The sequence below is a fragment of the Amycolatopsis plumensis genome (assembly GCF_042652605.1).
Lineage (GTDB): Bacteria > Actinomycetota > Actinomycetes > Mycobacteriales > Pseudonocardiaceae > Amycolatopsis > Amycolatopsis plumensis.
The window spans coordinates 1,735,450-1,761,371 of record NZ_JBHSJY010000001.1; the positions used below are offsets into that span (position 1 = coordinate 1,735,450).

Annotated in this window: 32 protein-coding genes and 3 pseudogenes; 16 read left to right on the forward strand and 19 right to left on the reverse strand. The window is 66.1% G+C overall.

Features of this window, described 5'->3' with window-relative positions; genetic code table 11:
• The first annotated feature begins 1 nt into the window (after nt 1).
• From ACFPLC_RS07855 to ACFPLC_RS07875, 5 genes are all read left to right on the forward strand, one after another.
• Nucleotides 2–847 carry an ABC transporter permease gene (locus ACFPLC_RS07855; protein WP_378196007.1) on the forward strand — a complete coding sequence of 282 codons (846 nt, stop codon included), beginning with the start codon at nt 2–4 and terminating at the stop codon, nt 845–847.
• 102 nt (nt 848–949) lie between these two features.
• On the forward strand, nt 950–1,717 hold the full coding sequence (locus tag ACFPLC_RS07860) for a VOC family protein (RefSeq protein ID WP_378195808.1): 768 nt from the start codon (nt 950–952) through the stop codon (nt 1,715–1,717).
• A 50-nt stretch (nt 1,718–1,767) separates the two neighbouring features.
• Nucleotides 1,768–2,136 carry a DoxX family protein gene (locus ACFPLC_RS07865; RefSeq protein ID WP_378195811.1) on the forward strand — a complete coding sequence of 123 codons (369 nt, stop codon included), beginning with the start codon at nt 1,768–1,770 and terminating at the stop codon, nt 2,134–2,136.
• A gap of 294 nt (nt 2,137–2,430) precedes the next feature.
• Complete coding sequence (locus ACFPLC_RS07870) at nt 2,431–3,804, forward strand: extracellular solute-binding protein (RefSeq protein ID WP_378195814.1); 1,374 nt, start codon at nt 2,431–2,433, stop codon at nt 3,802–3,804.
• A 215-nt stretch (nt 3,805–4,019) separates the two neighbouring features.
• Nucleotides 4,020–4,298, forward strand: a complete 279-nt coding sequence (locus ACFPLC_RS07875) for an aldo/keto reductase (RefSeq protein ID WP_378235747.1) — start codon at nt 4,020–4,022, stop codon at nt 4,296–4,298.
• Nucleotides 4,299–4,326: 28 nt separating this feature from the next.
• Here ACFPLC_RS07875 and ACFPLC_RS07880 read toward each other — a convergent pair whose 3' ends face one another.
• The 8 genes from ACFPLC_RS07880 to ACFPLC_RS07915 form a co-directional block, all read right to left on the reverse strand.
• Nucleotides 4,327–4,617, reverse strand: a complete 291-nt coding sequence (locus ACFPLC_RS07880) for a hypothetical protein (protein WP_378195820.1) — start codon at nt 4,615–4,617, stop codon at nt 4,327–4,329.
• Nucleotides 4,604–4,801 (reverse strand): hypothetical protein, encoded by a 198-nt coding sequence (locus ACFPLC_RS07885; protein WP_378195823.1) that lies wholly within the window; start codon nt 4,799–4,801, stop codon nt 4,604–4,606. Before ACFPLC_RS07885 ends, ACFPLC_RS07880 begins: the two co-directional genes overlap by 14 nt.
• An 87-nt stretch (nt 4,802–4,888) precedes the next feature.
• Nucleotides 4,889–5,107: a hypothetical protein gene (locus ACFPLC_RS07890; RefSeq protein WP_378235748.1), complete on the reverse strand. Its 219-nt coding sequence runs from the start codon at nt 5,105–5,107 to the stop codon at nt 4,889–4,891.
• Nucleotides 5,108–5,179: 72 nt separating this feature from the next.
• A protein-coding gene (locus tag ACFPLC_RS07895; RefSeq protein WP_378235749.1) for an IS5 family transposase occupies nt 5,180–5,997 on the reverse strand; the annotation gives its coding sequence in 2 pieces (ribosomal slippage) (nt 5,180–5,649 and nt 5,649–5,997; 819 coding nt in all).
• A gap of 153 nt (nt 5,998–6,150) precedes the next feature.
• Entirely contained in the window at nt 6,151–6,366 is a 216-nt protein-coding gene (locus ACFPLC_RS07900) for a hypothetical protein (protein ID WP_378235750.1), read from the reverse strand.
• A 23-nt stretch (nt 6,367–6,389) separates the two neighbouring features.
• Complete coding sequence (locus ACFPLC_RS07905; protein ID WP_378195829.1) at nt 6,390–7,994, reverse strand: GMC family oxidoreductase; 1,605 nt, start codon at nt 7,992–7,994, stop codon at nt 6,390–6,392.
• A 16-nt stretch (nt 7,995–8,010) separates the two neighbouring features.
• Complete coding sequence (locus ACFPLC_RS07910; protein ID WP_191307021.1) at nt 8,011–9,192, reverse strand: acyl-CoA dehydrogenase family protein; 1,182 nt, start codon at nt 9,190–9,192, stop codon at nt 8,011–8,013.
• Nucleotides 9,193–9,298: 106 nt separating this feature from the next.
• Complete coding sequence (locus tag ACFPLC_RS07915) at nt 9,299–10,081, reverse strand: tryptophan 2,3-dioxygenase (protein ID WP_378195833.1); 783 nt, start codon at nt 10,079–10,081, stop codon at nt 9,299–9,301.
• Between the two features lie 60 nt (nt 10,082–10,141).
• On the opposite strand from ACFPLC_RS07915, the gene ACFPLC_RS07920 reads away from it, so the two are divergent.
• From ACFPLC_RS07920 to ACFPLC_RS07935, 4 genes are all read left to right on the forward strand, one after another.
• Entirely contained in the window at nt 10,142–10,519 is a 378-nt protein-coding gene (locus ACFPLC_RS07920) for a hypothetical protein (RefSeq protein WP_378195836.1), read from the forward strand.
• Between the two features lie 123 nt (nt 10,520–10,642).
• Complete coding sequence (locus ACFPLC_RS07925) at nt 10,643–10,945, forward strand: hypothetical protein (RefSeq protein WP_378235751.1); 303 nt, start codon at nt 10,643–10,645, stop codon at nt 10,943–10,945.
• Complete coding sequence (locus ACFPLC_RS07930; protein ID WP_378195842.1) at nt 10,945–12,327, forward strand: NDP-hexose 2,3-dehydratase family protein; 1,383 nt, start codon at nt 10,945–10,947, stop codon at nt 12,325–12,327. The genes ACFPLC_RS07925 and ACFPLC_RS07930 overlap by 1 nt, the downstream gene beginning before the upstream one ends.
• A 120-nt stretch (nt 12,328–12,447) precedes the next feature.
• Nucleotides 12,448–12,567: a hypothetical protein gene (locus ACFPLC_RS07935; RefSeq protein ID WP_378195845.1), complete on the forward strand. Its 120-nt coding sequence runs from the start codon at nt 12,448–12,450 to the stop codon at nt 12,565–12,567.
• A 126-nt stretch (nt 12,568–12,693) separates the two neighbouring features.
• Here ACFPLC_RS07935 and ACFPLC_RS07940 read toward each other — a convergent pair.
• The 6 genes and pseudogenes from ACFPLC_RS07940 to ACFPLC_RS07965 form a co-directional block, all read right to left on the reverse strand.
• A pseudogene (locus ACFPLC_RS07940) lies at nt 12,694–12,819 on the reverse strand (ABC transporter ATP-binding protein); the annotation flags it as partial.
• 606 nt (nt 12,820–13,425) lie between these two features.
• Nucleotides 13,426–13,647, reverse strand: coding sequence for an MbtH family protein (locus ACFPLC_RS07945; RefSeq protein ID WP_378195847.1), 222 nt, complete (start codon nt 13,645–13,647; stop codon nt 13,426–13,428).
• On the reverse strand, nt 13,644–13,856 hold the full coding sequence (locus ACFPLC_RS07950; protein ID WP_378195850.1) for a hypothetical protein: 213 nt from the start codon (nt 13,854–13,856) through the stop codon (nt 13,644–13,646). Before ACFPLC_RS07950 ends, ACFPLC_RS07945 begins: the two co-directional genes overlap by 4 nt.
• A 21-nt stretch (nt 13,857–13,877) precedes the next feature.
• Complete coding sequence (locus ACFPLC_RS07955; RefSeq protein ID WP_378195853.1) at nt 13,878–15,107, reverse strand: pyridoxal phosphate-dependent aminotransferase; 1,230 nt, start codon at nt 15,105–15,107, stop codon at nt 13,878–13,880.
• On the reverse strand, nt 15,104–15,328 hold the full coding sequence (locus ACFPLC_RS07960; protein WP_378195856.1) for a hypothetical protein: 225 nt from the start codon (nt 15,326–15,328) through the stop codon (nt 15,104–15,106). Before ACFPLC_RS07960 ends, ACFPLC_RS07955 begins: the two co-directional genes overlap by 4 nt.
• Nucleotides 15,325–16,101, reverse strand: a complete 777-nt coding sequence (locus ACFPLC_RS07965; RefSeq protein ID WP_378195858.1) for a thioesterase II family protein — start codon at nt 16,099–16,101, stop codon at nt 15,325–15,327. Before ACFPLC_RS07965 ends, ACFPLC_RS07960 begins: the two co-directional genes overlap by 4 nt.
• Before the next feature lie 187 nt (nt 16,102–16,288).
• On the opposite strand from ACFPLC_RS07965, the gene ACFPLC_RS07970 reads away from it, so the two are divergent.
• A complete protein-coding gene (locus ACFPLC_RS07970) occupies nt 16,289–17,485 on the forward strand; it encodes a cytochrome P450 (RefSeq protein WP_378195861.1) in 1,197 nt (398 codons plus the stop codon).
• On the opposite strand, the gene ACFPLC_RS07975 is transcribed toward ACFPLC_RS07970, so the two are convergent.
• The gene (locus ACFPLC_RS07975) at nt 17,411–19,255 is read right to left on the reverse strand and encodes a non-ribosomal peptide synthetase (protein WP_378195864.1); all 1,845 of its coding nucleotides are present in this window, start codon (nt 19,253–19,255) and stop codon (nt 17,411–17,413) included. The genes ACFPLC_RS07970 and ACFPLC_RS07975 overlap by 75 nt on opposite strands.
• 253 nt (nt 19,256–19,508) lie before the next feature.
• Between ACFPLC_RS07975 and ACFPLC_RS07980 the strand changes: the two genes are divergently transcribed.
• The 3 genes and pseudogenes from ACFPLC_RS07980 to ACFPLC_RS07990 all read left to right on the forward strand — a co-directional run.
• Entirely contained in the window at nt 19,509–21,110 is a 1,602-nt protein-coding gene (locus ACFPLC_RS07980; protein WP_378195867.1) for a (2,3-dihydroxybenzoyl)adenylate synthase, read from the forward strand.
• A 178-nt stretch (nt 21,111–21,288) separates the two neighbouring features.
• A complete protein-coding gene (locus tag ACFPLC_RS07985) occupies nt 21,289–21,723 on the forward strand; it encodes a VOC family protein (RefSeq protein ID WP_378195870.1) in 435 nt (144 codons plus the stop codon).
• Nucleotides 21,724–21,991: 268 nt separating this feature from the next.
• Nucleotides 21,992–22,201: pseudogene (locus tag ACFPLC_RS07990) on the forward strand (IS256 family transposase); the annotation flags it as partial.
• A gap of 30 nt (nt 22,202–22,231) precedes the next feature.
• On the opposite strand, the gene ACFPLC_RS07995 reads toward ACFPLC_RS07990, so the two are convergent.
• Entirely contained in the window at nt 22,232–22,987 is a 756-nt protein-coding gene (locus tag ACFPLC_RS07995; protein ID WP_378195873.1) for an SDR family NAD(P)-dependent oxidoreductase, read from the reverse strand.
• A 167-nt stretch (nt 22,988–23,154) separates the two neighbouring features.
• On the opposite strand from ACFPLC_RS07995, the pseudogene ACFPLC_RS08000 reads away from it, so the two are divergent.
• Nucleotides 23,155–23,356 (forward strand): annotated as a pseudogene (locus ACFPLC_RS08000) (IS5/IS1182 family transposase); the annotation flags it as partial.
• 142 nt (nt 23,357–23,498) lie between these two features.
• Nucleotides 23,499–24,344, forward strand: coding sequence for an alpha/beta hydrolase (locus ACFPLC_RS08005; protein ID WP_378195875.1), 846 nt, complete (start codon nt 23,499–23,501; stop codon nt 24,342–24,344).
• Nucleotides 24,345–24,440: 96 nt separating this feature from the next.
• Here ACFPLC_RS08005 and ACFPLC_RS08010 read toward each other — a convergent pair whose 3' ends face one another.
• Complete coding sequence (locus tag ACFPLC_RS08010) at nt 24,441–25,112, reverse strand: helix-turn-helix domain-containing protein (protein ID WP_378236266.1); 672 nt, start codon at nt 25,110–25,112, stop codon at nt 24,441–24,443.
• Between ACFPLC_RS08010 and ACFPLC_RS08015 the strand changes: the two genes are divergently transcribed.
• A complete protein-coding gene (locus ACFPLC_RS08015) occupies nt 25,093–25,236 on the forward strand; it encodes a hypothetical protein (protein WP_378236307.1) in 144 nt (47 codons plus the stop codon). The two genes, ACFPLC_RS08010 and ACFPLC_RS08015, sit on opposite strands and share 20 nt — an antisense overlap.
• 21 nt (nt 25,237–25,257) lie before the next feature.
• Here the strand turns inward: ACFPLC_RS08015 and ACFPLC_RS08020 are convergent, their stop codons facing one another.
• Nucleotides 25,258–25,386, reverse strand: coding sequence for a 3-hydroxyacyl-CoA dehydrogenase NAD-binding domain-containing protein (locus tag ACFPLC_RS08020; protein WP_378195881.1), 129 nt, complete (start codon nt 25,384–25,386; stop codon nt 25,258–25,260).
• A gap of 285 nt (nt 25,387–25,671) precedes the next feature.
• Nucleotides 25,672–25,908 (reverse strand): hypothetical protein, encoded by a 237-nt coding sequence (locus ACFPLC_RS08025; RefSeq protein ID WP_378195884.1) that lies wholly within the window; start codon nt 25,906–25,908, stop codon nt 25,672–25,674.
• Nucleotides 25,909–25,922: the final 14 nt, after the last annotated feature.

A 25,922-nucleotide genomic window follows, 5' to 3' on the forward strand; every position in this document is an offset into this window, starting at 1 on the left:
CATGACCACCACGTCCGCCGAGCAGGCGTCGGCGCCAGTCACCGAGGACGCGCTGCGCCGTGTGCTATTGGTCGGTGAGCGCCCGTCCCGACCCGGCCCGGTGCGCACCTCATTGACTTTCGGCTGGCGCGCTCTGCTGAAGATCAAGCACCTCCCGGAGCAGCTCGTCGACGTGACCATGTTCCCGATCATGTTCACGCTGATGTTCACTTACCTGTTCGGCGGCGCGCTCGCCGGGTCGACAGGGGACTACCTGCAGTTCCTGGTGCCGGGCATCCTGGTGCAGGCGAACGTCATGATCACCATGAACACTGGCATCACGCTGAACACCGACATCCAGAAGGGGGTGTTCGACAGGTTCAGGTCACTTCCGGTGTGGCGGCCATCCCCGCTGGTCGGCGCTCTGCTCGGCGATCTGGTGCGCTACTCGATCGGGTCGGCGGTCGTCATCGGGCTCGGATTGGCCCTGGGGTTCCGGCCGGAGGGTGGCGCCGGCGGCGTGGTGCTCTCGGTCGCGCTGCTGCTGGTGTTCTCGTTCTGCCTGTCGTGGCTGTGGACGATGCTCGGCCTGATCCTGAGCACGCCGAACTCGGTGGCGGGGGTCAGCATGATGGTGATGTTCCCGCTGACGTTCGTGAGCAACATCTTCGTGGACCCGAAGACGATGCCCGGGTGGATGCAGGCGGTCATCGACGTCAACCCGATCACCCACCTGGTGAACGTGGTACGCGGCCTGATGCACGGCTCGGTCCCGGCCGGGGAGATCGGCTGGGTGCTCGTCTCGTCCGTGCTTCTCGTCGCGGTCTTCGGCCCGCTCACCATGGCCCGCTACCGCAACAAGAAGTAGCTGCCGCTACCGCAAGCACTTGGTCGAAATCAACTCCGGCAACCCGGCCCACTCGGCCAACGCCATCACCGGTACCAGGCCCGGACACGACAAGGAGAGACGATGAGCGAGCTGACCACCACGCAGCCCGCTGGCACACCGACCTGGATCGATCTGGGCATCCCGGATCTCGACCGCGCGATGACCTTCTACGGCGCGTTGTTCGGTTGGGAGTTCGATGTGGGACCGGCGGAGTTCGGCCACTACACCCAGTGCTTGCTACGGGGCAGACCCGTCGCGGCCATCAGGCCGAACCCCGATCCCGACGCCACGGACTTCTGGTGGAACGTCTACTTCGCGACGGATGACTGCGACGCCGCGGCCGCCCGAGCGCGGGACGCGGGCGGCGCGATCATCACCGGCCCGATGGACGTGCTGGACCAGGGCCGGACGGCGATCATCAAGGACACCACCGGTGCGCAGTGTGGACTGTGGCAGGCCGATGCCCACATCGGCTGCGAGATCGTCAACGAGCCGAACACCCTGCTCCGCAACGACCTGGTCACCGCGGAATCCGGGCCCGCGCGCGACTTCTACGTCGCGGTCTTCGGCTACACGTTGGATGCCAACCCGGACATGCCTGAGCTCGACTTCACGTTCCTGCGCAGACCGGATGGCCACGAAATCGGCGGCATCGCCGGTGACCCAAAGGCCACGAAGTCCCGTTGGGGCACCTTGTTCCAGGTGGACGACGCCGATGCGGCGGTGCGGCGAGCGGTCGACGCGGGTGGGACATCGGCCGAGCCCTACGACATGATCTACGGGCGGGTCGCGAACATCACGGACCCGTTCGGCACGGAGTTCGATGTCGGTGCGGCGATGACGAGCTGAGCCGGCGGTCAGCTACTTTCTTGAAGCATCAAATTTCGAGAGGAATCGCAATGAACATTGCACTGTGGATCGTGGCCGGACTGCTCGCGCTAGCCTTCCTGGGTGCGGGAGTCAGCAAGCTCGTCACACCGAAGAAGAAGCTGTACGAGAAGGGCATGACATACGTAGAGGACTTCTCCGACGCCCAGATCAAGACCATCGGCACGCTCGAAATCCTTGGCGCGATCGGCCTCATTGCGCCCGCGTTCATCTCGGGGGCTACCTGGCTCGTCCCAACCGCCGCGACAGGCCTGCTCCTGACGATGATCGGCGCGATCGTCGTGCACATCCGGCGCAAGGAACAGTTCGTTTCGCCGCTCGTGCTCGGGTTGCTCGCGGCGTTCGTTGCTGTCGGCCGGTTCTGGATTGAGACCCTCTAGGAGGTCGTCACGCGGCAGCTCCGATCCGGAGCTGCCGCGTCAACTCAGGAATCATCTTCGGGGTGGCGTCGTCACCACGCGACAGATGCCGGCCCTAAACGGAATGTGCGCTCACAGCGTCGCGAAGACGCGGCCGGGGCGTCTTCCGCATTGCCGTATGCCTCGACCCAAGGCAAGTCACGTCGCACTCGAGAAGACGCCGGATCCGTCCAGCCGCCGAAATAATAGCGGCGCGTCCTCGCGCATGCAGCGTCTGGACACTGGCAGTTCACGTAGGCGAGAACGGAGAAGGATATGACCGGGGCAGGCGTGACCGTCATTACCGCGTGGATCATCGAACATCAATTCACTCCGCCCGGTGGTGAAGCTCGCCCGTCCGGAACCTACGACGGTGAAGAATACCTCCATCCGATTCTGGAAATGGCCCGCGAGTTCGAGCGGGCCCACCCGGAGTACGCGGTGCGCGTCGAGGGTCACGATCCCTGGACGATGGCGGAAGAAGTCGCGCGCGCCGCCGAGCGCGGGGAGGCACCGGACATCGCCGAGTACTACGCCACCGCGACCCAACTCGCCTACGACACCTACACGCCAGAAGGTAAGCCGGTGTTCACGTCCGTCGAGAGGGCTCTCGGCGGCCGCAAGGAAGTGCTGGGGGAGCGTGTGCTGATCGACGACATCGAACCGCTCGCACGGAACTTCTACAAGTATCAGGGCGACCAGTTCTCCGTGCCCATGACGGCCACCACTCCCCTGCTGTACTCGAACATGACGATCCTACGCAAGGCCGGGATCGACACTCCCCCCAGGACCTGGGATGAGCTCGTTACGGCGTGCGAGGCGGTCGCGCGGCTCGACGAAGCTCCGGCCTACGGGGCGGCCTGGCCCAACAACGGCTGGATCTTCCAGCAGGCACTGGCGCAGCAGGGCGGTCTCATCGCAAACAACGGCAACGGCAGGGAAGCCAGAGCTACCGTGGTCGACCTGGCCTCCAAGGAAATGATCTCGTGGGTCGAGTGGATGCGGGACTTGCATGCGGCCGGTCACTACGTCTACTCAGAGGGGGCCTTTTGGAGCGCGTTCGAGACATTCGCCCGGCAGGATGCGGTGTTCGCGGTGAGCTCATCGAAGCAGTCCGAGGAGTTCGTCCGTTCCGGCGAGGAGAACGGCTTCGAGGTGACCGCGAGCCCGATGCCGTTCAACTCGTCGGTGCCCTACGTGGGGAGCCTGGTGTCGGGGTACTCCCTGTTCCTGCGGGACGGTCTCGACGAAGCCAAGCGGGACGGCGCGCTCGCGTTCATCCAGCACCTGATCAAGCCGTCGAGCATCATTCGATGGCACCGGGCGCACGGATTCCTCCCCATCACCAACGAGGCTTACGACACGCTGGAGGGCGAGGGCTGGTTCGCAGCCAATCCACATCATCGAGCGGCCAGTGACCAGCTCCGCACGTCGGCGCAGTGCGCCGCGACGTCCGGTGCGTTGGTGGGTGACTTCGCGGGCATCCAGCACGCCATGACCAGGGCGATGAAGGACGTTTTGTTGTCAGGCGCGGACCCCGGTCCGAGGTTCGAGCAGGCGACCGAGGAGGCACAGCGTCTCCTGGATGAGCACAACGCCGCCTGCCTGCGGCCGGTCCCCTCGACCCCGGCGCGGCTCGAGGTGTACTGACGTGGAGGACCTGTCATGACGACGATCGAGGATGTCAGTGGATCGCCACTTCGGGCCCCGCCATCACATCGTGCACGGCTGGCACGTCCGCTGATCGTCCGCGACCCGACCAGCGCATGCGCCGTCTCAGGTGGTGCCTGAAGGCGCGAGACCTGCGCATGTCTCCTCGGACGACCGAGCCGACGGATGGTCGGTGCGATCATGCCGTCCCGCGATTGGACGCGGACCTGGCGGACAAGCTGGCCCGTATCCGTACCAGCCTGTCCGCACGCCACATCATCGCTTCGTGCGAAGATTCGTTGCGCCGGCTGCGGACCGATTGGATCGACGTGTTCCACATGCACAACCCGGATCCCGACCGTCACGTGGGACGAGATCAGGCAGGCGATGGAACCCTTCCTCGGCATCGTCGCCGAAACAGTGATGTGGATCGGAAGGTCATTCCCGCCACACACAGGCTTATGGCGTGGGAGTCGTCGCGCGGTCGCCGCTGATGGCGGCACCCCGACGTACCGCCGGGGGTCAGACGCCGAAGAACCGCTGGAGTATCGGCGCAACCGCCTTGGGGTCGGCGACGTGGCCCTCCAGCTGGATGACATCGCGCTCGGCCCGCGGCACGGCCGCAACGAGCGCGTCGGCGGCGTCGTCGAAGAACCCGGACGCCGGCCCGGCCATCGCGCCGTCGATCGTCTTCGCGGTCAGGACCAGCACCGGCTGCTTGATCGTGACGAGCCGGTCCTTCGGCGGCCCACCGTCGTGCAGGCAGGCGGCGTCGTAGGCCAGGATCGGGCGTTGGCGATCAGTCCCCGCCACGCGGCGAGCTGGACGCCTGAGCGATCATCTCCTCCGGCGTGCCCGCCAGCCGCATGAACAGCTCGAACGCCGCTTCCCGGCGATCCTCGGCAAGCAGCGCGCCCAGTTCCCTGCAGGTGCTGTGCCGCTCCTGCGCGCCGGGATAAACGTCGTAGAGAACCTCGAACGCGCCGACCTTGGTCACGGGCAGTCCCGCGGCCGCGGCCTCCAGGGCGAGCGCGCCGCAGGAGGAGACCCCGTACAGGGCACGCCGACCCGCCCGCGTCCTCGATCAGCGCGGCAATGTCCTCGAACTCGCGCTCGATCGCGTACGGCGCGGTGTCGCCGCTCTCGCCTCGACCGCGGCGGTCGTAGCTGTAAACGGTGAAGCGGTGGACAGTTCCGCAGCAAGCGGCGCGTTCTCACTGCTGTCCACCGCTCCACCACCGCCGGCCGGAATGACCGCGGGTCCGGTTCCGGTGCGGTCGATGTCGGCACTTATCGTCGTCATCGGTGGCTCTCCGTACATCGTCAAAATTGCTCACCTCGACGGCCGGAGCACTAGGAGCACTAGGAGCTTGTCTCATGTGGTGAGTTTGCGGAGTTCCTTGTGGCAGGTGAGGGCTGCGCCGAGGATGAGGAAGGCGAGGAAGTGCTCTGCTTCGCGTTCGTAGCGCAGGGTGAGGCGGCGGTATCCGGTGAGCCAGGCCATGGTGCGTTCGATGACCCAGCGGCGCTTGCCGAGTTTCTTGCTGGTCTCGATGCCTTTGCGGGCAATGCGGACCTTGATGCCGCGGTCGCGGACCCAGCGCCGCAGTCCTGGTTGGTCGTAGGCCTTATCGGCGTGCAGTTTGGCGGGCTTGCGCCGGCGTGGGCCGTGCCTGGACTTGATCGCCGGGATTGCCATGACGAGGGGTTTGAGGGCATGGATGTCGTGGGTGTTGGCTGCTGAGATGGCTACGACTAGCGGTAGCCCGGCGCGGTCGGACAGGACGTGGATTTTCGAGCCGGGCTTGCCTCGATCGACGGGGCTCCGACCGGTCAGAGATCCCGTTTTTTGGCCCGCACGCAGGCACCGTCCACGATCGCGCGGCTCCAGTCGATGAGGCCTTGACTGCCGAGTTCATCCAGCACCGCATGATGCAGCCGGCGCCAGAGCCCATCTTCGGTCCACTGGCTGAAGCGGCGGTGCGCGGTCTGGAACGGCACCCTGAACGACGGAGGCAGATCCCGCCACGCACAGCCGCTGGTCAGCACGTACACGATCGCCGTGAACACCGCACGAGCCTCCACCGGAGCCGTCCCGCCTCCTTGCGGACGCGGCCGGAACCCCGGAATCAACGGCTCAACCAGCGCCCACAACTCGTCCGGCACCAAGCGCAGCGACAACCGATCAACCACGAGCAAGATCGTGTCTCAGGAAGCATCGATCACCACGTAAGACACGCTCTAAGTCGGCCGGGACCCGATGACGAAACCGGAACCAGCCTGCCGCCGTGCTCGGCACGAACCGGCATGCAGGCCCGCCCGGCCGAGCGCCTCGGTGTACTCCGGCTACTCCGTGGACACCCGGTGCGGCGACAGCACCACGACGACCACGCCACCTACCGAACCCCTCGACGTGCTCGAACTCGCCGGCCAGCCGTCGCAGCAGCGTGCCGGTGCCGCACCCACCTGGAGCAGGCTCCGTGCCGCGGGGATCCTCGCGCGGACCGCGCCGGCCACGGCTTTCGCCGTGACCACCTCGTTCCCGGCTGCCCGTTCGGCCAAGCCCGGAGTAGCTTGGCGCACGGTCAGCGACCCCGGTCGGCGGCGGCCAGCACCTTCGCCTCCGGCGACTCCGCCGCTTCCGGGGCGGGGATGCCGCGGATCAGGTCGGCCGCCTTCTCCGCGACGACGATCGCCGTTGCGTTGGGAATCCCGCGGCCGACCTCCGGCATGACGGACACATCGACCACTCGCAGCCCATCGACGCCCCGCACGCGCAGGTCGGCGTCGACCACCGAGCCCATCGCACAGGTACTCGTCGGGTGGAAGATCGACTGCGTGTACTTCCTGGCGTAGGACTTCAGGTCCGCGTCCGATTCCGATTCCGGGTAACGGAACGCGCCCTCGTTGTAGAGCCGCATAGCCGGCCGCCTACCGATGTCCATCGCCATGCGCAGCCCGATCAGGGTGCGCTCCAGGTCCGAAGGATCGGCGTAGTAGTCGTGCACGATCCTGGGCTTGGCCGTGGGATCGGCGGACGCCAGTGCCACCCGGCCGCGGCTGCGCGGTGTGGCGACCGCGGGGCCGAACGAGATCGCGTGCGCGGTCGGCGGCGCGAGACCGCTGTCGGCCAGCATGCCCGGCGCCGCGAAGAACTGCAGATCGGGCGCGGGCAGGTCGCTGTCGGTGCGCACGAAGCCGCCCGCCTCGGGCCCGTTGGACGCGAGCGGCCCGCGGCCCTCGCGCTGGTACAGCTCGACATTGGCGGGCTCGCCGGCGGCCAGCAGGCTGATCGGCTGGGAATGCGTGAGGATGAGCGGCACCAGCGCGTGGTCCTGCAGGTTCGCGCCGACCTCCTCGTTGTCGGCGACCACCGGGATGCCGAGTTTCCGCAGCGTGTCGGCGGGGCCGACACCGGACAGCATGAGCAGCTGCGGGGAGTTGTACACGCCGCCGGAGAGCAGCACCTCGCGTTCGGCCCGCAGGACGATCTCGTCCTCCAGCCGGTACCCGACGACGCCGGTCGCCCGGCCGTCCTCGATGAGCACCCGGTGCACCTGGAGGTTGGTCTCGACGGTGAGGTTGGGCCGGTCGATCACCGGGTGCAGGAACGCCGCCGCCGTGCTGCAGCGACGTCCGTTGCGCTGGGTGACCTGGTAGAAGCCGAAACCGTCCTGCTCCGGGCCGTTGAAGTCGTCGTTGGCCGCGAACCCGGCCTCCGTCGCCGCCGCGATGAACGCCGCCGTGCTGGGGTTCTTGGACCGGTTCTCCGACACCGACAGCGGCCCGCCCGCGCCGTGGTAGGCCGACGCGCCACGCTCGTTGTCCTCGGACCGCTTGAAGTACGGCAGCAGGTCCGCGTAGGCCCAGCCCGGCTGGTTCCACGAGTCGTAGTCGTACGGGTTGCCCCGCGCGTAGGCCATCGCGTTCATCGAGCTGGTCCCGCCGAGCACCCGGCCACGGGGCAGGAACACCCGCCTGCGGTTCAGCTGGGCCTCGTCGTGCGTGTCGTAGTCCCAGTCGACCTGGGTCCGGAACAGCTTGGCGAACGCGGCGGGCACCTGGATGTTCGGATGGCTGTCCGTCGGGCCCGCCTCGACCAGGCAGACCCGGATGTCCGGGTCCTCCGTCAGCCGCGCCGCCAGGACGCAGCCTGCCGATCCCGCACCGACGATGATGTAGTCGAACATATCGCTCCTTGGCTGATCAGAAGAACTGCGTGTTCGGGGCGAGGCCGCACAGCACCCGGCCGTAGATCTCGTAAAGGATGTGCGGCGTGTTCAGGGCGTGCTGGGTGAGCGCGTGCAGATCGCGCCAGGTGCGCTGGATGGGCACGCTGGAGAAGATCGCCGAGCCGCCGCTGCCGACGTAGAGCGCGTCGACCGCCTCCAGCGCGCGCTTGCAGGTGGCGCCCATGGCGATCCGGGCCAGGGCCCGGTCCTCGGTGGACCACTCGCTGTGGTCGGCGACCTTCGCGTCGACGAGGTCGGCGACCCGGTAGGCGTGGAAGGCGGCCTCGTCGATCGCGACCCTGGCCTCCGCCACCTGCAGGTGCGTCATCGTGGCTTCGCGCTGGTCGGTGTAGTCGGTGTAGGTGATCTTGCGGCCGGGCATCCGGTCGGTGAAGCAGTCCCACGCCGCACGGGCCATGCCGACCACGTTGCCGACCGAACACGCGGAGGCCAGCGCGGCGAGCGGGGCGCGGTACATGTCGATGTCCGCGTTGAGGACCGAGGCGGACTGGTTGGTCAGCAGCGCCATCAGCGGCAGCGTGCGCTCCGCGGGGACGAACACGTCTTCGGCGACCGTGGTGACGCTGCCGGAGCCGCGCAGGCCGGTGGTGTTCCAGTCGTCCACGATTCCCAGGTCCGCCATCGGGATCAGGGCGACGATCGGCTCCATCTCGCCGCTCGCGTTCGGGGTCACCGCGATCGCGACCTGCCAGTGGCTGTGCAGCGCGCCGCTGATGAACCCCCACTGTCCATTGACGACATAGCCGCCCGGCGCCTTCGCGGCCATGGCGGTGGGGCTGAGCGTCCCGCAGACCCGGACGTTCTCGGTGGTGTAGACCTCGTCCTGGACGGCGTCGGGGAACATGCCCACCATCCACCCGGGGATCCACCACACCGACGCGATCCAGCCGACGGCGCCGTCACCGCGGCCCAGCTCGGCCGCGACGTCGACCACGGTGCGGGTGTCGCACTCGTAGCCGCCGTAGCGGGCCGGGATCCGCATCTTGAAGACGCCCGCCGCGGCGAGGGCCTCGATCGTCTCCTCGTGCAGGCGCCGGTTCTCGTCGGTCCACTGGGCGTGATCGCGGAGCAGTGGAACGAGTTTCGTCGCCCGATCGACGAGTTCGTCGTGGGTGGGGGGCTGGAGCGTCACCATGGCCTCCTCGGTGGCCTCGGCCTGGACAGGATCGAAGGGCGCCTTGCGTCAAGACATCGTTTCCCGGGGCGTTCCGGGATGGCGTCTCCCGCATTGCGAACGGCCGTCACAGCTCGCTGCGCATCGCCCACAGGTCGGGGAACAGCTGGTGGAACAAGGTCGAACGCAGGTACGAGATTCCCGGCGATCCGCCGGTGCCGGCCTTGTCGCCGATGATCGCCGCGACGAACTGCACGTGCTGGTAGCGCCACTGCTGGAAGCACTGGTCGACCTCGATGAGCGCGTCGCAGATCTGCGCTATCACGCCGTCTTCGAGGTAGGCCTTCCGGAGGGCCTGCTGCACGTCCTCGGACGGAGCAGGTGGCCTAGACACGTCGCGGTCCAGCAGGGAGTCCGGCATGGGATACCCGCGGTCGGCGAGGAAATGGGCGAGCGAGTCGAAGACGGTCGGCCGACGTAGAAGCTGCTCGAGCTCGGCGTGCTCACCAGCACCGACCCGGTAGTACTCGAACATCTGCGGATCTCGCCTGCCGAGCACGGCTTCGATACGCCTGAACTGTGTGGACTGCGCCCCGCTCCCGCCGCCGAGTGCGTGCCGGAAGCCGTTGAACTGGCGCGGCGTCAACGTCGCCATCACGTCGGCGTTGGCGACCACGGTACGAACCAGCGCCGCGGTGCGCTGCAGCGTGCGCAGGGCGGCGCCGTCGGCGCCGTCGGCCAGCTGGTCCTGGAACCTGGCGAGTTCGTGGAGGATCAGTTTGAACCAAAGTTCGTGGACCTGGTGCGTCACGAGAAAGAGCAGCTCGTCGGGCTCGCCCGTCCGCGTACGCTGGATCGACAGTAGTTCGTCGAGTGCCAGGTAGGCGTGATACTCCGATGTCTCTTCCACGATTCAAGGTTAGACACGCCGGAACGATCCGCGACAGCACGGCGAACAACGAGAGCAATAGTGAAGCAATCCGGTCCACCGAGGCGTGGAACTCAGGCAAACCGCAAGAAGATCCGCCACGGGCCGTGTGGGACGCTGGCCGCGCTACCCGGGCCGGTCGATGTCTTGGTGATGTGCCTGACCCGCGACTGGCTCCCCGAACCGTTGAAGGAAGCCGAGTTGGTCAGGGGTGCGACACTGCCCGGCGGCTTGTACGAACTCGAACCGCTTCGTTCGGTCTACATCGGCGACGCGATCGGTCTGACGGCCGCCGAGTCTGCGCGCACCAGTCCGATCAGGAATGTCCACAAAGATCTTTCGCGCTCGGTCATCACTTCGATCTGCCGTTCGGATTGGGCGACCCGCGACATCCGCTCGGCGCGGCCGCCGAGCGGATGATGCGACGACCACCGTGTGCGGCTCGGGTCACGCGACGCATTCGGGAAGACGACTTTGCCAAACGCCCGAGCGCACACTCTAAGCACCGGATCGACAGGCTCCGTGCCCAGGGAGGCGCACAGCGTGATCAATATCCTCCAGCCGACGTTGGGTGCGGACGAACTTGCCGCAGTCGGCGACGTTTTCGCCTCTTCGTGGGTCGACCGGGAGCGGATGACCTCGGTCGGCTCCTGTTCGGAAGGAGTCTTCGTGTCGATGCAACTCGCCGGCGCCGGTCCGCAGACCGATGTGGTGCTGCCGACCGAGCAGGAGGACCTTGACGCCTTCGCCTGCGCCGGCTCCCCCGCGTGGCACATCGCCGGCCCGCTGAGCAAGCGCGCGCTGTACGTCGGCGTGCGGGAGCGCATCGACGGTCGGGAGCGGTGATGGCGAGCCCGCTGGAGCAGGAGGGATCGGAGGCCGACATCGCCGCGGACCTCGCCGTGTCGGCGGCCACGACGCGTGGATTCCACCTGTCCACCGTCGAGTTCGACGACTGGCTGGCAGAACGCTTTGTGGCCCACGATTTCGAGGTCTCGCGTGTCCCGTTCGACGAACTCGATCACTGGACGTTCGCCGACGACAGTGGCAATCTGACCCACCGCAGCGGCCGGTTCTTCACGGTCGAAGGGTTGCGGGTGCGGGCGACGGACGGAGCGGTGCCGGAGTGGCACCAGCCGATCATCAACCAGCCGGAGATCGGCATCCTTGGCATCGTCGCCAAGAGGTTCGGCGGCGTCCTGCACTTCCTCATGCAGGCGAAAATGGAACCGGGGAACGTCAACCTCGTGCAACTGTCGCCGACGGTGCAGGCCACGAAGAGCAATTACCGCAGGGCGCACGGCGGCAACGAGGTGGCCTACCTGCACCACTTCATCGGCCCGCGACGCGGCAAGGTGATCGTCGACGTGCTTCAGTCCGAGCACGGTTCGTGGTTCTACCGCAAGCGCAATCGCAACATGGTTGTCGAGGTAGCTGACCACGTCGAGGTCGGACACGACTTCTGCTGGCTGACTCTCGGCCAGATCAACGAACTTCTGGCTCGCGACTACGTCGTCAACATGGACTCGCGGACGGTGCTGTCCTGCCTGCCGGCGAGTTCGGTGCCCGCGTGGTCGCGTGACGCCACCCTGCCCGGCGCGCACCGAAGCACGCACGCGTTGCTGAGGTGGCTCACCGAACGGCAGGTCGACAGCGAACTCGACGCACAACGGGTGCGCCTGACCGACCTCCCCGAGTGGAACCGTACCGACTGGGAAATCACGCGAGGTGACGGCAGGTTCTTCAGTGTCGTGGGGGTGTCGGTTCGCGCGGGTAGCCGCGAGGTGTCGAGCTGGCACCAACCGCTGATCGAGCAGCACGGTTACGGGATCGTGGCTTTCGTCGTCACGGAGTTCCGCAGCGTCCTGCACGTTCTGGTCCGCGCGACGATGGAGGCAGGCTTCCTCGGCGCCATCGAGCTCGGCCCCACCGTGCAATGCGTTCCCGCCAACTACGCTCCGGGCAACGCACCGTTTCTGTTGGACTACGTCATGGCAGCCGGCCCCGAGCGGATTCGCTACGCCGCTTCCCATTCGGAAGAAGGTGGCCGGTTCCGGAACGCGGCGAGCCAGTACATGATAATCGAGGCGGACGAGACGCTCCCCAAGCTACTGCCTGCCGACTACACTTGGGTCGCCGCGGGCCAGCTCGCCGAACTGCTGAGGCACAGCCATTACGTCAACGTTCAGGCCCGTAGCCTGGTGGCCTTCTTGAAGACGCTACCGTAAAGTGGTCGTCCGCCGGACCATGGCCGGCCTGTGGGACAAGACCACTTGTCGGCATCATCCATACGATGACGCCGGCGCTCGGTGCCCAGCTGAGAACTCGCCCGCGGGCCGATCGCGCAGGTGGCGCGGGAGTTGGGGGTCAACGAGGGCACGCTGGGCAACTGGTGTGCCCGGGATCGTCGTGCGCGTGAGGGTGGCGGTGGTAGCGCAACACCATCGAGCGGGCATTCGGCCACGTGAACCAATGGCACGGGGCCGCCACGCGCTACGATCATGATCTGCCGCACCGCTTCCCAGAATTAAGAGACACGCCTACTATCGTGCTTGCGAGTAGGAGACCGCCGAGGTAGGTCTGGGCGTACTTGTCACCTGCCAGGTCCCGTGGTCGCGCCAGGACTGTAGGACGATGCCGATCCTGGCCCGCCACCGCTCGTCCGCGTGTGCAGGGTCGACGTCCAGGACCTCGACCTCGCCAGCCGAACGCAGACGGAAGCTCCAAGCCCGGCAGGTTCGCCAGCCGTTCCTTCTCCGAGGACCGCCGCGCCGGGGAGATCAACCGCGTGGCCATCAGCAGCGCGAACAAATCCAGCGCGTCGTCGATCGCGGGCCGCCTCCAGGTTCCGGATACCGCGGCCACCAGCGCCATCCGCCGTGGTTCCGGTGCCCGCTCCAGCGCCGCAGCCTTGCTGGCCATCCCATAGCGCGCCAGCGTGGACAGGCGGTTCACCGGCACCCGCGACACATCCACTCTCCCCAGCCCGAACCCGGAGATCTCGTTGACCCGATCCAGCGCCCGCGCCATCGCCGTCCCGGTCGAGCGCGTCCGCGGCCGGCGCAGCCGCTCCGACTCCGGATGAGTCGGCTCCACTCGAAACGTGCCGTACGACTCCGTCTGCTCATCGGTCAGAAACTCCACCGGCACTTGGCACGTGAGTCGTCGCGGCAGCATGACCGGCCCGCCCGGGCGGCAGCACTCGCCCAGACGTCACTCACGTCGCGAGCAGCCATGCCCGACCCGCCTTGATCGCACTTCTACGGACCTGACCGGTATACGCATCCAATCCTGGACGGTCCGGGGCAGCGCGGCTGCTCGCCGCGTTACGCCTTGTCGGCCGCCATCGCTTCCTGCAGACTTCGCGGCCGCATGTCGGTCCAGTTCTCGTCGACATAGGCGAGGCTCTCGGCTCGCGCCGCCGGACCGAACTTGACCTGCCAGCCGGCCGGAACGTCGACGAACGTCGGCCACAGTGAGTGCTGGCCCTCGTCATTGACCAGTACGAAGAACTCACCGTTGTCGTCATCGAAGGGGTTCACAGTCATGAATCAGCTCCCGAGTTGAGGTTGGTCGACAGCCCGTTGACAATGCGACTGATCTCAGCCGCATTGTCGGGCCAGTACATTTCTTGGTGCGTGCACTCCAGGACGATCCGCTTTACCGGATCGGCCACGATCTGCCCGACGGCCCTGGCGAAGCATGCCGCGATCGCCTCCACGGTCGACCTGTCGAAGAGGTCGGTCGCGTATTCCACCTGGAACAGCAGCTCATGAGTTCACCGCGCCCTCCGCTCGTCAACGAAGGCAAGAAGTGCGTCCACACCCGACTTGAGAGCCTCTGGATCCACGCAGAAGGCGATCCGCACAAGGTTGTCCGCATGGGAATCGGTGTCCATCGCCACCAGAGCGCCTCGATCATCAAGCTGCGGACGTAATCCGAACCCCGAGCCGGGAACAACGGCCACACTATGTTCCGCGAGCAACTGCGCGGAGAAGGCCTCTGCTCCCAGACCGGTGCTACTGATATCCACCATCGCGTACCACCCGCCGGCTGGCAGTTCGCGGATCAGGCCAGCGTCTCGAAGTGCGGGCAACACGGTGTCTCTGTTCTGCTGTACCAACTTGCGGTTCGCCGCTGCAACATCGGGCATCTGCAGCGCCGCGATTCCGCCGTACTGCACCGGTGTCGGCGGAGCGATGATGCCAGCCTCCTGCACCACCCTCATCCCGGCGGCTGCCTCGTCCGTCGCCGGCACGACGTAGCCGAGCCGGTAGCCCGTCATCGCCAGGCTCTTGGAGAAGGTGAAGACGCTGTGCACAATCCGCTTCTCCACGGGCAGTTGGCGTTCACTTGCCGCCAGGGACAGATGGTCGCCCTCGTACACGAAGTGCTCGTATGCCTCGTCGCTGATCACGTGCCATCCACGATCGCGCGCGAGTGTGAGCAGACCCTCTATCCGGTCCGCGTCCAGTACCGCGCCGGTGGGATTGGCCGGCGAGTTCACCAGAAGGATCCGGCTGTTGGGTCCCGACCTCTCGGCGATCGATTCGAGGTCCGGGAAGTACCTGTCGTCGAGTGAGTAGAACACCGGGCGCAGCCCCGCGAGCAGGCTCTGCTGCACATGGATCGGCCAGTGCAGATCAGGAAGCAGGATCTCGGTCCCCGGTTCGGCCAGCGACAGCAACAGCGCCTGCAGTCCTTGACAGGAGCCCGGCGTAACGAAGATTCGCGAGATCGGCGCGTCGACGCCGTTCTCCCGTTTCAGCTTCGCAGCCAACGCGCGCCGCAGTTCCGGAAGACCTTCGACATCGGTGTACGACGTCCGGCCGGCCCGCTGAGCTTCCGCGATCGCCTCGGCGACCTCGGGAGGGGAGGTGAAGTACGGCTCTCCGACGTGAAGTCTGGTCACCGGTGACCCGGTGGCCAGCGCGCGGGCGTCGGCGGCACGAAAGATCTGGTGCAGCGACGACGACGGAATCGCTGTGGCAATAGGCGGATGGCTCATCGTTTCGGTCCCCAACTCATGGTCAGTTGCGCGGTCACTGTCAGGTCGAGACACTGCTGCCAGGCGGATGAAGTCGTGCGATCACGCACCACGGGTAGCTGCACCGATGATCCAGCCGGCGAAGTCCGGGTCGAGTAGGCGGGCCACTCCGTCGTCTTCGCGAACCGGCCCATAGGGGTACCGGTGAGCAGGTCGGCGTTGACCCGCTCGGCGATGCTCACGACACCGCCCGTCGCCGCAGACCATCGATCGCTACGTCGGCGAAGACGTCCTCGAGCAGGTCACCGACTGCTGAGAAGACGTGGAAGTGCCCACCCGGGCGACGACGTACGGAGAATGACCCATTGGTGACTTCGCCCCACTCGACCAGCTCGGACTCGTTCACGAGTGGATCGCCGATGCCGTGGTAACAGATCACCGGACAGTCGAGCGAGGGTGGGTTCACCGGCGGTTCGTAGAGCTCGTTGGCCCTGATGTCCGAGCGCAGAATCGGCAGCAGCACCCCACGCAAGTCGGCGTCGGCGGCAATCTCCGGGTCGACTCCACCGTAGCCGCAAACGATCGACCACAGTTCGTCGTCGTCATGGAGATGCGTTTCCCCTCCACCGGCCAGCCGCGGCGGGGGCGACGCCGAGATAACGAGTTGCACCGGGCGTACTCCGCTGCGCTGCAGTGCGAGCACGGTCTCGTAGGCCACCAAAGCGCCGAAACTGTGCCCGAACAACAGCAGCGGGGCGTGGGGCTCGAGAGTCAGGAGTTCCGCGCTCACGGACGACGCCATCCGCCGGACATCCTCCACGGCGGGTTCGGCGAACCTGTCGCCACGACCCGGGTACTGGGCCACCACCAGTTCGGCCTGGGCGGGCAGCTCGTTCGCGAAGCCGGCATAGCTCGCGGCCGCACCACCGGCGTGCGGAAAGCAGACGAGTCGGATCGCCGGCCGCGGGATGACGTTCGACCACCGTAGCCAACCTCGGTCCCCGGTAGGAGTCATGACCTCCACCTAACGCTCAAGCAGACATGCTCAATCAGAGCCTTGCACCTCTGCGGGTGGCCAGGCTTAAATCTTTCGGCTCTCAGTCACCGGTGAAGGAACTACGCAAGACATCCCGGACTCGACGAATCGCCTAGTCACGCTGGCAATTGCTGTCCGCACAAAGGTCCGGCTGAAGGAGACGCAGGTGGGTGCTGGCGAGTTTCTCGATCTCACGGATCCGGCAACGTTTGTTCGGCACGAGCCTCGTGACTACTGGCAGGAGATTCGGTCGCAGCATCCCATCTACTGGCACGACTCCCCCGGCGACCTGCCGGGATTCTGGGTAGTCACCAGGTTCAGCGACATACAGACGGCGTACCGCAACGCCAAATTCCTGAGCTCGGCGCGCGGTACCGTGCTCGACGTACTACTGCACGGCAACGACTCCGCAAGCGGCAAGATGCTCGCCGTCACCGATCGCCCCCGCCACCAGCAGTTGCGGAACCTGATGCTGCGGGCGTTCTCCCCCAAGGTCCTCGGACCGGTGGTCGAGCGGGTCGAGCAACGCACCCGGAGTTTGGTCGCCAGCGTGGTTGATGTGGGCACGTTCGACTTCGCCGCCGAGGTCGCCGAGCACATCCCGATGACGACGATCTGCGATCTCCTGTCAATCCCCGACGGCGACCGTGCCGAGCTGCTCAAGTGGAACAAGCTGGCCCTGTCCGCGGACAGCGAGGAGGTTGACGACCTCGACTCGCTGATCGCCCGCAACGACATCGTTTCCTACTTCATGGATCTCGCCAAGCATCGCCGGGAGAACCCAGGCGACGACGTCATCACCATGATCGCGAGCACGCAGGTCGACGGCGAGCTGCTCAGCGACGAGGAGGTCGCGCTGAACTGCTACAGCCTCATCCTGGGCGGCGATGAATCGTCCCGGATGTCAGCGATCGGAGGGGTCAAAGCGCTGGCCGAGAACCCTGGGCAGTGGGCCGCGCTGCGGGCCGGCGCCGCCTCCCTCGACGACGCGGTCGAGGAGGTGCTGCGCTGGGTCACGCCCGCTATGCACTTTGCCCGGACCGCGCTCATCGACCTGGAGATCGCCGGTCAGAAGATCCGGGCCGGGGACATCGTCACTTTGTGGAACACCTCGGCTAACGACGATGAGACAGTGTTCCCCGATCCGCGAACCTTCGACCTGGCACGCAAGTCCAGCAAGCACCTCACCTTCGGCCACGGGCCCCACTTCTGCGTCGGTGCGTTTCTGGGCCGGGCGGAACTGCGGGCCCTGTTGTCCTCGCTCGCGGGGTCGGTGCGTTCAATCGAGCTAGCTGGCAATCCGTCGCGGATCTACTCGAACTTCCTGTTCGGCTACAGTAGTTTGCCCGTCAACTTTCGGTGAGCGGACCGTCTCAGCCGTCGGTGAGACGGCCCTCTCCACCACTAGCGCCAACTCCGAGATACTGCCGGCCTCGAAGAGTGAGCGTATCGGGATCTTGGTGCCGAGGTCCTGTCGGATCCGGGCGGCCAGCTTCGTCGCCAGCACAGAGTGCCCACCGATCTCGAAGAAGTTCTGATCTGGGGTGACCACCGGCAGGCCCAGGAGCTCGGCGACGATCGCGCACAGAACATCGGCGTACGGCATACCCTCCTGCCAGCTGAGCTGTTCGGCAGGGGGCTTGACGAGGCGCGGTCGCAACGCCTTCCGGTCGATCTTTCCGTTGTGCGTCGTCGGAAGGTGGTCGAGCAGGGTGATTGTCGACGGCACCATGTGATCCGGCAACGTACGGCGGACATGGTGGCGCAGCTCCGGCTCGGTCACTTCTTCCCCCGGCGACGTCGTCACGTACGCGACCACACGGGCGTCTGCCAGTTCTCCTTCCACCGCAGCGACGGCGAGTTTGACCGCGGCGTGACCGGCCAAGGCTGCCTCGACCTCAGCAAGCTCGACCCGGAAGCCACGAACCTTCACCTGTGCATCGGCGCGACCCGAGAAAAGGATCTCTCCATCAGTCCGACGCGAGCCGCGGTCGCCGGAGCGGTACATCCGACTGCCGGGTGCTCCCTGCGGATCGGCAACAAAACGGGTGGCAGTGATGCTCGGACGGTTGAGATAACCGCGGGCTAGCCCGGGCCCGGCCAGGTACAGTTCCCCTTCGGCGCCGTCGGCAACTTCTTGCATACGCTCGTCGAGCACTTGGACGGTCTCGCCGAGCCAGGGCGTCCCGATGGTGATCTCGCCGACAGCCGGATCGACCGGTCCGCTGAGGGTGGAGCCGACAGTCACCTCGGTCGGACCGTAACCGTTGAAGAGCCGTCGACCGGGTGCCCACTTGCGGACCAAGGCCGGCGTACATGTATCGCCCGTCGACATCACCGTGCCGCCTAGCAGAACGCCATCGGCGTCAGTGGCACTCAAGGCCACCGGCGGCAAGGTCGCGTGGGTGATCCGGTGCCTTAGCAGGGTGTCCCGCAACGGGTCTCCCGGCAGGACGTCGTCTGAGGACACCATGACCAGCGCGGCTCCGGACAGAAGTGCAAGGGTGATGTCCCAAAATGCGGCGTCGAAGCTGATCGACGCCCACTGCAGCACCCGGTCACCAGGGCCCGGGCCGATCCGGTGCGCGTGAGTTGCGAGCATATCGCCCGTACCTGCATGAGTCACCGCCACGCCCTTCGGCGTACCGGTGGAGCCTGACGTGTAGATCACGTACATCAAATGGGATGTGTACAACGGAGACAGCCGCTCAGCGTCAGTCAGGTCGCCGGTCGCCTCACCTCGGATGTCCGCCTGCAGTTCAGGGTCGTCTATCACGTAGTCGGCCACCTCGTCACTCAGGCAGCGAATCCGGCTCGACCGGATCACCAGGACGGGGCCCGCGTCGTCGATAACGTGCGCCAGCCGATCATCAGGGTAGTTCGGGTCCAGCGGAAGATACGCGCCGCCGGCCTTCAGCACGGCCAGCAGCACGATGATCAAATCTTCCGAACGCGGTATGGCCACCGCCACCAAGGAATCCGGCCCGACTCCCAGGGCCACCAAGCGCCTGGCCAGCTGGTTCGCGTGGGTGTTCAGCTCGGCGTAACTCAAACAAGTGTCACCGAAGATGACCGCGGGCTGGTCGGGGAAGCGGGCAACAGTCGACTCGAACAACTCCGGAACCGTGGACAAGGTTCAACTCCTTGGATCAGCCGACTCTTGGAAGGGACACCGCCCCTGCTACGGACCCTAGAAGCCCAGGCCGATGACGACCATCGAACTGACAGAGACAGGACAGCGCCGGGCCACGTCAAAACCCCACGGGACTCCTGTCGCGTCTCTGTCAGCACGATTGCCTGACGGCGGCGGATGCCAGATGGTGAAGACCGGTGGCCTGTCGCACCGCTGATCCTCAATTCGATATCTAGTCTGATCGGGAGCCGAGATGCTCGAAGGCTGCGTTTCCTGGCCCGACGAACTCGCCGAGCAGTATCGCCGCCAGGGTTACTGGCAAGAGCGATCGCTGGGCGAGCTCCTGGAGGCGGCCTGCGCCGAACATGCCACCAAGGTGGCCCTCGTGTACGGCGAGCAGCGGCTCACGTACGCGGACCTCGCAGCCCGCTCCGACCTCGTAGCCCGGCAGTTCGTAGCTCGTGGGATTGGCCCGCTCGATCGGGTCGTCGTGCAGTTGCCGAACGTGCCGGAGTTCGCGACCGTGGTTTTCGCGTTGTTCCGGCTGGGTGCCATTCCGGTGCTGGCTCTGCCGGGGCATCGCAAGCACGAGCTCGTTCACCTGGCCTCGCAGTCCGGCGCCGTCGCACTGATCGTGATGAGCGAGTTCCGAGGCTTCGACTACCGGCAACTCGCCCAAGAGGTGCAGCAAGACGTCCCAGAGGTCGAGCATGTGCTGATTGCGAACGAGCTCGCCGACAGCGCGCCGGAGACGCGGTATCCGCAGGTCGATCCGTCCGAGCCGGCTTTCTTCCTGCTCTCCGGCGGGACGACTGGCCGGCCGAAACTGATCCCCCGCACGCACAACGACTACGCGTACAACATGCTGGCTGCCGCGGACGCGCTCCGGGTCGACACTACGTCGACGTACCTAGCCGTGAACCCGGTCGCCCACAACGCCGCGCTCGGTTGCCCTGGGCTGTTCGGAACGCTGCTCGTCGGTGGCAAGGTCTTACTCGCCCCGAATTCTCGGCTGGCGGAGCTGATCGGGCTCATCCGTGCGGAGCAGGTCACGCTCACGACGTTGGTACCGGGAACCGTGCGGCTTTGGATCGACTACGCGCAGCGGACGCCTGTCGACCTTTCCGGCGTCCACTTGCAGATCGGCAGTTCGAAGCTGACACCAGTGCAGGCCGAGGAAGCGCGCGAGTTCCTGCACTGCGACCTGAGTCAGTGGTTCGGTGTCGGCGAAGGGCTCCTCACCTACACTCGGCTTGACGACCCGGATGAGGTGAGGTTCAACACCGAGGGCCGTCCAATGGCTCCCGACGACGAAATCCGGGTTGTAGACGACGCCGGCCACGACGTACCGGACAACGTCGAAGGTGAGCTGCTGACGCGAGGTCCGTACACCATACGCGGCTACTACCGTGCCGAACAGGAGAACACCGACTCCTTCACGTCGGATGGGTTCTTCCGGACCGGGGACCTGGTGCGACGTAGGCCGGACGGCAACATCGTCGTCGTCGGCCGGCTCAAGGACGTGATCAACCGGGCTGGCGACAAGGTTCCGGTCGAGGACCTGGAGGAACAGCTCATGGCGCATCCCGGCGTCCGGGACGCGGCGGTCGTGGGGGTCGAGGACGCAGTACTGGGTGAGCGCACTTACGCATTCGTTGTGCTGCGGGACCAGAGCATCGAGCTCCAAGCCCTGAAGGTATTCCTGCGAGACCGCGGTCTCGCGACCTACAAGATCCCGGACAAGCTCGTGTCCGTCTCCGAACTGCCCCGCACGCCGGTAGGTAAGGCAGACAAGGTCGCACTGCGCGCCATGGCCGCCTTCACCCCGCCCGGCGCCGGCAGACAGGCGGCATGAGACCCCCGCGCCGGGCTCCGAGTTCGGCTCCCCCCTCGCCGCGCGAGCATGGGCGTCGTCCTCGCCGGGGTCAAGGCCAAGCCCTCCGGGTGGCCTCCGGCCAGCCTTGACCCCTCCTGCGGGCCTGCGCCCACCCCGACAAGTGGGCTCAATACCCTTCCTAGCCCCGGAGGTGCCGGTGTACAACCCCGACGCCGGATTCCCCGGAGTAGTCGTCGAACTTGGCTACACCGACGTACCGGCCGCCGTAGCCTGGCTCACCCGGGTCTTCGGCTTCCGCGAGGTACTCCGCCAAACTGTCGACGGCACTGTCTGCCACGCCGACCTACACACCGGTGCTGGCGTCGTCATGCTCGCCAAGGTCGGCGAGCGGCTCACCATCCCGCCCACCGGTGTGCCGGCCGTTGCTCAGCTGATCGTCTGGGTCGATGACGTCGACAAGCACTACGCCCACTCGCGCGCCGAGGGCGCCCAGACCCTCCACGAACCCCGCGACAAACCCTGGGGCCTACGGCAGTACCTCGCCCTCGACCACGAGAACCACCTGTGGGAGTTCACCGAGCACGTCCGTAACGTCCCCGCCACCGAGTGGGGAGCGACGACCTTCGCGTAATCGACACCGCCTCGCCACAACGGCAGCCGAAGGGATCACCTCGGCCTCGGTCTTCGGTCCGACGAGAAGCCGACACACCGCTCAACGACGACGAGCCAGCCGCCGTCGACGAGGGGCAGACCGCCCTCGACAGCCTGTTGGAACGGCTGATCGACGTTCCCACACCATCGGGGAGCACGCCACGCGACATCGGTGTCCCGGCGTCCGCGACCTTGCTGCCGATATTGGGACGCAGTGAAGCGGGACATCCGGCTCCGGCGGAACGCCTGAGAAGAATTCATCCCGTTACCGGCGGGCGATTCCCGCGCGGGGGCATTTCCCGACCGAGCAGGCCGCGATGAAGTGCCTGTACCTTGTCACCCGCAGCCTGGATCCGACCGGAACCGGCCGCGCCCGATGGACGATGCGCTGGAAGCCTGTGATCAACGCGTTCGCCATCACCTTCGGTGACCGCTGGCCGGGAGCCGAGACCTACTGATCAATGCCCCTCACCTGGCATGCAGCCGGATCAACTGGTCCGGCCGCCGTCGACCGGGAAGAGCACACCGGTGACCCACCCCGACGTGTCGTCATCGAGGAGCAGGGTGACCCACCGGGCGACCTCATCGGGTTCGCCGAACCTCTCCAACGGGGTCGACGCCAGCAAGTCCGCACGGAGGGTCTGGGTCTGTGGACCGGTGAGCCCCAGGTCGTCGTACATCGGCGTGTCGACCGGGCCGGGCAGGATCGCGTTCACCCGGACCTGTGGCGCCAGCTCCCGTGCCCACGACCGGGTCAGGCTGTTCACAGCGGCCTTCGTCGCGCCGTAGAGGGATCGGTTCGGCATCGCCAGAAGACCACCGACCGACGACACGTTCACCACCGCGCCACGATGCTTACGCAGCTCCGGTAAGCAGGCCCGCAGCACGTTCACCGGTCCACGGAGGTGCACCGCGAACATGTCGTCCAGATCGGACGGCGAAGAAAACTCGATCGGCGCGAAGCGCGCCAGGCCGGCATTGTTGACGACTCCGCTCACCGGACCGCACCGATCCGTCAGAGTCCGTACCGCGTGCTCGACCTCGGCTGCCGAACCGACGTCGGCGGGCAGCACTACCACGTCACCGGGCTCGTCGCTGAGGTCATCGCGCAGAGCCAGCAGTGGTTCCTTGCGCCGACCGATCGCGCCTACCCGCGCGCCTGCCCGGCACAACCTTGCACACGTCGCACGGCCGATCCCCGAACCGGCGCCGGTCACGACTACAGTTCTGCCGGACAAGCTCATCCGCATACGCTCCTCACTTGCAGTTTCCACGACGCTTCGCCCACAGCCGGCCGCATGCTGACGGCACCAGACGCTACACGTGCCCCACGACACCGACCACACCTACGAAATGTCTTTGAAAGATGCTAAGACCGTGTCTCATGTGGATTTTATGATCTTGTTTCCATGATCTTGGGTTGTGGCGTCAACTTCACCATGCGGTCCTGGAGGAGCCGGGCAGTCGTGGGTTGATCGACTGGTCCCGCGTCATCGTTGATGCGGCATCGGTGCGTGCGAAAAGGGGAGATCGCTGACCGGGCCGCGCTCAAGCCCCTGGTGAAGGCGATCCCCGCGATCCGATCCCGCCGAGGCCCACGTCTCTCGCCGCCGCCCTCACCTGCTACCAGAAACTCCGCAAATCGACCACATGAGACACGTTCTTAGATCGGTCTTTCAGGATTCTGTTAAGCAGTCGAAACGTTGCCAAGACAAATGTTAGCGTGTGACATCGTACTAGTTGGAGGTTATGACAATGACGACCATCTGGGGCGACTTGGACCAAGAGTACTCGCCCAGCTCGTGCATTACCGACATCGAGTACTACCTACGCGAGTACGCCACACGCAGCGCAGGCGCCCGAGCCACATACCGGCATCATACCGTGCACTATGGGTATTCCGATGTCGAGCAGCTTGACCTCTTTCCGCATTACGACGGCAACACACTGCTGGTCTACGTGCACGGCGGCAACTGGCAGCAGCTCAGCAAGAACGAGTCCAGCTTCGCCGCGCCTGCCGCCTTGCACGCTGGCGCGGCCTTCGCTGCCCTGGGCTACGGTCTCGCACCGAACTACGACCTCGACGCGATTGTGGCAATGGTGCGCCGTGGCCTGCTGTGGCTGGTGGACAACGCGGACAGCTATGGCATCGCGCCGGGCCGGATCCACCTCAGCGGCAGCTCAGCGGGTGCGCACCTGGTCGCCATGGCCCTCACCGACGGCTGGCTGCCCGACGGGCGGACACCAGCCGAAGTGTTCGGCTCAGCCACACTGCTCAGCGGCATCTACGACCTCGACCCAGTCCGGCACAGTTACGTCAACGATGCACTGAGCCTCACGGAGGAATCGGCTCGCCGCAACAGCCCCGTCCAGCACGCCCCAGTCACGGCGCCACCGATCACCGTCGCCCGTGGCGGACTCGAGACACCGGAGTACGCCCGTCAGCACGACAACTACGTCGCTGCCCTACGTGCGAACGGAATCGCCGTCGAGGAAATGGTCCTCGCGCACCGAAACCATTTCGACCTGCCGTTCGACCTCGCCAACCCGGACACACCTGTCGGCAGCACCTTGGTTCGACTGCTGACCAGCAACAGCTAGCATTGCGAGCGGTCGGCAGGCAGCCGACAGTGCTCCTCGGCGTTCTTCGGGTGATGAGCGGTGATCCAACGAGAAGTCCGCACCAGAGGCTTTGCTTCAGGAGCTCATAGCCTCCAGGATGTATCCTCGGCCCCACGCGGTGCGGATCGACAGATCGATCGACTGAAGTCTTCGGCGGAGCCGCATAATATGCAGGTCGAGCGAGTTCCTTGTAAGGGTCGTTACCTGCGTTGCCAAATAGTTCGTGAGCTCGTTGCGGTACACCACCTCACCGAAGCGTTCGACGAGCAGGGCCATGAGGTGGGCCTGAGTGGTCGAGATCGTGATCGAGTGACTTCCGAAACTTAGAGTTCCCGCTGAGTCGATCCTCGGCGCCCGGCGGCTGTCGAACCGGTTCTGCAAGGCATTGACCCTCGCGTCCAGGTCAACCCGAGATATCGGTTGGCGAGCCCAATCTTCAATCGGATCGTTGCTGACCGGCGGTACCGCGCCTCCTTCTACGACGAGTAATCGAGGTCTCCCCTCAAGCTGATAGCGGTTCCGCAGGTCCGCCTGCGCTGGCCACCTGACGAAGACTACGTCGGAGTTCCGACTCCCCATCACTAGTCCTCCAGTCCCAATCACTGATCGCTTGTAGAAATATTCATCCCCGAGCTCTGCGGCGCCGACGTCGACTGGAGCGGCTGAAGGCCCCCGCGATCCACCAGTTCGTAGACCGTTCCGACCCCATGTCGAACCGGTCCGCTTCATGGCCCGCCAGTCCCGCATCGACAGTCGCCGGATCACCCGCGGTGCCAAGGCCCCGCTCGACAGCGTCGGACAGTACGGCGGCGACGGTCGCGGCCGGGGTCGCCACGACGACGACATCGGCGGGCTTCCGCCCCCGGGGTGAGCGGAACGCCCGCGCCGCGACTCACCGCGGCGGCGAGCGCGTCGGCGTCGGGTCGGCCAGCCGGACGCGCACACCGCTGCGGGTCAGCGCGAGTCCGATCGACGTGCCGATCGTGCCTGCGCCGAGCACGGTCACAGTACGGAGGTCCACGAGAACGACGGTACGGCCGCCTATCGGAGGTCGTCCTCTCTTCGAGTGCACACTCCCCCGTCTCATCTTGGGGTGAACTCGTGGTTCTGCAAGCACCTGGGTCGGTGCCGCCACAGCATCAACACCCGGTCCGCCTCGGTCACCGCGACGGCAACCGAGGGCGGCACCCTGACCAGATGGTGCTCGCACGTGACCCGGTGGGAAGCTCCATCTCGGACAGTGCGAGATCGACCCACGGGCTGCGGTAGATCGCCCGATCGTTGCGCACGGTCCACGTACGCGCGTTCATAACGTCGCTTCCAGTGCGATGCTCGTCTCGTAGTCGGGAAGCAGGCCCCGGTCCAGCGCCTCGGCGAGGGAAGGCGCCGCCTGATCGCGTTCGGACACGGTGGGCGGATTCTCGATCGGCAGGCCCAGTTCCGTGTCCAGCGGCGACACGGCGAGCTCCTCCTCGATGACGTAGTCGCGACGCGAGCGGCTGTGCCCGGTCGTGTGCATCATCACCGGCTCCTGGCAGGTCACGACGAGCACTCCCT

Bases quoted from the DNA above. Each gene is read 5' to 3' on its own strand.
- ACFPLC_RS07955 (WP_378195853.1), bottom strand. From the start codon at position 15,107: ATGAGCCATCCGCCTATTGCCACAGCGATTCCGTCGTCGTCGCTGCAC.
- ACFPLC_RS08010 (WP_378236266.1), bottom strand. From the start codon at position 25,112: ATGCGGGACTGGCGGGCCATGAAGCGGACCGGTTCGACATGGGGTCGG.
- ACFPLC_RS07980 (WP_378195867.1), top strand. From the start codon at position 19,509: ATGCTCGAAGGCTGCGTTTCCTGGCCCGACGAACTCGCCGAGCAGTAT.
- ACFPLC_RS07995 (WP_378195873.1), bottom strand. From the start codon at position 22,987: ATGAGCTTGTCCGGCAGAACTGTAGTCGTGACCGGCGCCGGTTCGGGG.
- ACFPLC_RS07905 (WP_378195829.1), bottom strand. From the start codon at position 7,994: ATGTTCGACTACATCATCGTCGGTGCGGGATCGGCAGGCTGCGTCCTG.
- ACFPLC_RS07945 (WP_378195847.1), bottom strand. From the start codon at position 13,647: ATGACTGTGAACCCCTTCGATGACGACAACGGTGAGTTCTTCGTACTG.
- ACFPLC_RS07890 (WP_378235748.1), bottom strand. From the start codon at position 5,107: ATGACGACGATAAGTGCCGACATCGACCGCACCGGAACCGGACCCGCG.
- ACFPLC_RS08015 (WP_378236307.1), top strand. From the start codon at position 25,093: ATGGCCCGCCAGTCCCGCATCGACAGTCGCCGGATCACCCGCGGTGCC.
- ACFPLC_RS07855 (WP_378196007.1), top strand. From the start codon at position 2: ATGACCACCACGTCCGCCGAGCAGGCGTCGGCGCCAGTCACCGAGGAC.
- ACFPLC_RS07860 (WP_378195808.1), top strand. From the start codon at position 950: ATGAGCGAGCTGACCACCACGCAGCCCGCTGGCACACCGACCTGGATC.
- ACFPLC_RS07870 (WP_378195814.1), top strand. From the start codon at position 2,431: ATGACCGGGGCAGGCGTGACCGTCATTACCGCGTGGATCATCGAACAT.
- ACFPLC_RS07910 (WP_191307021.1), bottom strand. From the start codon at position 9,192: ATGGTGACGCTCCAGCCCCCCACCCACGACGAACTCGTCGATCGGGCG.
- ACFPLC_RS07930 (WP_378195842.1), top strand. From the start codon at position 10,945: ATGGCGAGCCCGCTGGAGCAGGAGGGATCGGAGGCCGACATCGCCGCG.
- ACFPLC_RS07965 (WP_378195858.1), bottom strand. From the start codon at position 16,101: ATGACTCCTACCGGGGACCGAGGTTGGCTACGGTGGTCGAACGTCATC.
- ACFPLC_RS07865 (WP_378195811.1), top strand. From the start codon at position 1,768: ATGAACATTGCACTGTGGATCGTGGCCGGACTGCTCGCGCTAGCCTTC.
- ACFPLC_RS08005 (WP_378195875.1), top strand. From the start codon at position 23,499: ATGACGACCATCTGGGGCGACTTGGACCAAGAGTACTCGCCCAGCTCG.